This window comes from Streptomyces hirsutus, from assembly GCF_001418415.1.
GTDB lineage: Bacteria > Actinomycetota > Actinomycetes > Streptomycetales > Streptomycetaceae > Streptomyces > Streptomyces hirsutus.
This window is the reverse complement of sequence record NZ_LIQT01000474.1, coordinates 1-3092: the sequence shown is the minus strand read 5'-3', so window position 1 is coordinate 3092 and position 3092 is coordinate 1. Positions and strand designations below refer to the sequence as shown.

Here is a 3092-nt window from a genome sequence, read left to right as displayed (position 1 = left end):
CCTCCCGCCGCCCCCGTCCGCCCCGATCAGGCGGGCGTCCGGCTGGAGCCGGGCCGCTTCGAGCAGTGCGTCAGCGTTGCCACCGGGGACGAGTCCCGGGGGAAGGGATACGCCCGCGCGAGTGAGGACGGCGAGCACTCCGCTCAGCCGCGCGGAGGCGTCGGCGGCGGAATCGGGCTCGGTCAGCTCTTCCAGGGCCTGCATGTCCAGGACCGGGTCGAGGCCGAGCCGGTCCGCGAAGGTGCGCATGGCCTCCTCCATGCCGGCCGGCGTGCCGTCGGCCGGCCACACGTAGCCGACCGGGCGGCGGAAGCCGGCGGCGAGCGTGAATCCGGCCCGCTCCCCGTCCCACCACAGGGCCAGCACCGGCCAGGAGACGCCGACGGTGAGCGCGATGGCCCAGCCGTTGACCACCCGGTCCACCGGGTCCGTGCCGGACCGCCAGGGACCGCCCTCGGGGACGAGCACGCTCCACGCGTCGCCGGCTCGGGCGAGCAGCATGCGCTCGTGCAGCAACCGGGCGGCGGGAACGACGGAGCCGGGCTCCGCGCGGCACAGCAGCAAGGCTCCCGATGCGGGACGGGCCCGGCCGGTGACCTGGGAGGGTTCCGTCGACATGGTCACACCGTAGGACAATTCACCCGCTGCGCACGGCGGCTGATCACCGGAACGAGTGTCTTGACTTTCATCGGCCGCGATATATCGTGAATTACGTGAGACGCGATATGGCGCGTCGGGGTGCGCGTGCGGCCATGCGCCGCATTCCTCGTTCCTCGTCCCGCCGTTTCGCCCTCCGCCAGTCAGACATCCGGCAGCCCGGTCCAGGAGGTTCCCCCATGTTCGAAAGGTCCGTCTCGGGGCCCGAGAAGCTCACTTTCGACGACCCGGTGGCCGAGCTCCACGTCCGCATCGTCAACGGAACGGTGAACGTGGTGGGCACGGACGAGGGTCCCGCCCGGCTGGAGGTCTCCGAGATCGAGGGACCGCCCCTGGTGGTGACCCAGCGGGACGGCGTCCTGACGGTGGCCTACGAGGACCTGCCCTGGAAGGGCTTCCTCAAGTGGCTGGACCGCAAGGGCTGGCGCCGCAGCGCGGTGGTCTCCCTGGCCGTTCCGGCCCACACGCGGGTCGAGGTGGGCGTGGTCGGCGCCGGTGCCGTCGTCTCCGGGGTCAAGGGGCCGTCCGTGGTGAAGGGCGTCACGGGCGACGCGACCCTGGTCGCCCTCTCCGGCCCGGTCCGCGCGGACACCGTGTCCGGGAACGTCGAGGCCCAGTCCGTCACCGGCGACCTCCGGTTCAACTCCGTCTCCGGCGACCTCACCGTGGTCGACGGCTCCGGCTCCACCGTGCGCGCGGACTCGGTCAGCGGTTCCATGATCGTGGACCTCGCTCCCGACGGCCCCACCGACATCCGGCTGACCAGCGTCTCCGGCGAGATCGCGATCCGACTGCCCGATCCGGCGGATGCCGAGGTCGAGGCCAACACGGCGAGCGGCGCCGTCTCCAACGCCTTCGACGGCCTGCGGGTGCACGGCCAGTGGGGCGCCCACAAGATCACCGGCCGGCTGGGCGCGGGCACCGGCAAGCTGCGGGCCACCACCGTCTCCGGCTCCATCGCCCTGCTGCGCCGCCCGCCCCACGAGGAGGAGAGCGAGCCGTGGGACGCGCCGCCCGCCGCCGAGGGCGGACCGGACGCACCTGCGGACACGCCCATGGACGGACCTGCGGGCCCGGACGGCTCCGGGAGCGGGCCACGGGGCGGGGCCGGGGGCCATTCCGTCCCCGCCCCGAGCCCAGGCCCCACCGACGCCGCACCCGGCGGCTCCTCCGACGGCTCCACCGACAAGAAGGTGCTCTGACATGCCCCCCGTCTTCGCCCACGGACGCCTCCGCCTGTACCTGCTGAAGCTGCTGGACGAGGCCCCGCGCCACGGCTACGAGGTGATCCGTCTGCTCGAGGAGCGCTTCCAGGGGCTGTACGCGCCGTCGGCGGGCACGGTCTACCCGCGCCTGGCCAAGCTGGAGGCGGAGGGCCTGGTCACCCACACCACCGAGGGCGGCCGCAAGGTGTACTCGATCACGGACGCCGGCCGTGCCGAACTGGCCGACCGCAGCGGTGAGCTGATCGACCTGGAGCTGGAGATCCGGGAGTCGGTCGCCGAGCTGGCCGCCGAGATCCAGGCCGACGTCCGCGGTGCGGCGGGCGACCTGCGCCGCGAGATGCGTGCCGCCGCAGGCCAGGCCCGCAAGGGCGGCCATGGCGCGGGGGCGCCCGGCGAAGCCGATGCGGGGGCGGACGATGTCACGGGCCTCGGCGAGAAGGAGGCCTGGCACGCCGCGAAGGAGGAGATGCGCCGCGCCAAGCAGGAGTGGAAGGAACAGGCCCGGCGCGCGAAGGACGAGAGCCGCCGCGCCCGCGACGAGGCGCAGCGTGCCCGCCGTCAGGCCAAGGAGGCCCAGGACCGGGCCGCCGCCCAGGCCCAGGAGGAGGTGCAGCGCATCGCCCGGCGGGTCCAGGAGCAGGTGCAGGACCACTTCTCACGGGGCGACTGGCCGACGGGCCTGCGCGAGGGCCTGGGTGAGCTGGTCAAGGAGGTGGGCGAGTTCGGCAAGGACTTCGGCTTCGGCCGCACCAGCGCGGAGAGCGCCACCCCGGGGCCCGGACCGTCGTACTCCCGGACCCCGGAGGACTTCCCCGCCGACTACACCCCGGCCTGGGCGCACGAGGGCGCCACGGACTCCACCGGCGACCCCGCGCGCGACCTGGACCGCCTGCTGGACCGCTTCCGGGACGACATCCGCGACGCGACCCGCGACCACGGCATCACCCCGGACCAACTCCGCGAAGCCCGCCGCCACCTGTCCACGGCCGCAGCCCGGATCGGAGCCCTCCTGCACACCCCGAAACCCTGACGAGGCCCTCCGGCAAACCGGCCGGGACATAGCCGGGGCCCGACCGGGCGCCGACGGGCCCCGGCCGTGTCCCGGCGGGTCCGGTCCCTCTCGGCCCGCGACCGCACGCGACCCGGCCACCTCGACCGCCGCACAGGTGCACACCTCGACCGGCTCCACGATGCCCCTCTGCCCACCCC

The 3092-nt window shown here is 74.2% G+C and carries 3 protein-coding genes; 2 read left to right on the top strand and 1 reads right to left on the bottom strand.

Features of this window, described 5'->3' with window-relative positions; genetic code table 11:
- The coding region (locus tag AOK11_RS31320) for a hypothetical protein (RefSeq protein WP_055597072.1) at positions 1 to 618 on the bottom strand (618 nt) is incomplete at its 3' end.
- Positions 619 to 836: 218 nt separating this feature from the next.
- On the opposite strand from AOK11_RS31320, the gene AOK11_RS31315 reads away from it, so the two are divergent.
- Entirely contained in the window at positions 837 to 1859 is a 1023-nt protein-coding gene (locus tag AOK11_RS31315) for a DUF4097 family beta strand repeat-containing protein (protein ID WP_055597071.1), read from the top strand.
- A 1-nt stretch (position 1860) separates the two neighbouring features.
- Positions 1861 to 2913 carry a PadR family transcriptional regulator gene (locus AOK11_RS31310; protein ID WP_055597070.1) on the top strand — a complete coding sequence of 351 codons (1053 nt, stop codon included), beginning with the start codon at positions 1861 to 1863 and terminating at the stop codon, positions 2911 to 2913.
- Positions 2914 to 3092: the final 179 nt, after the last annotated feature.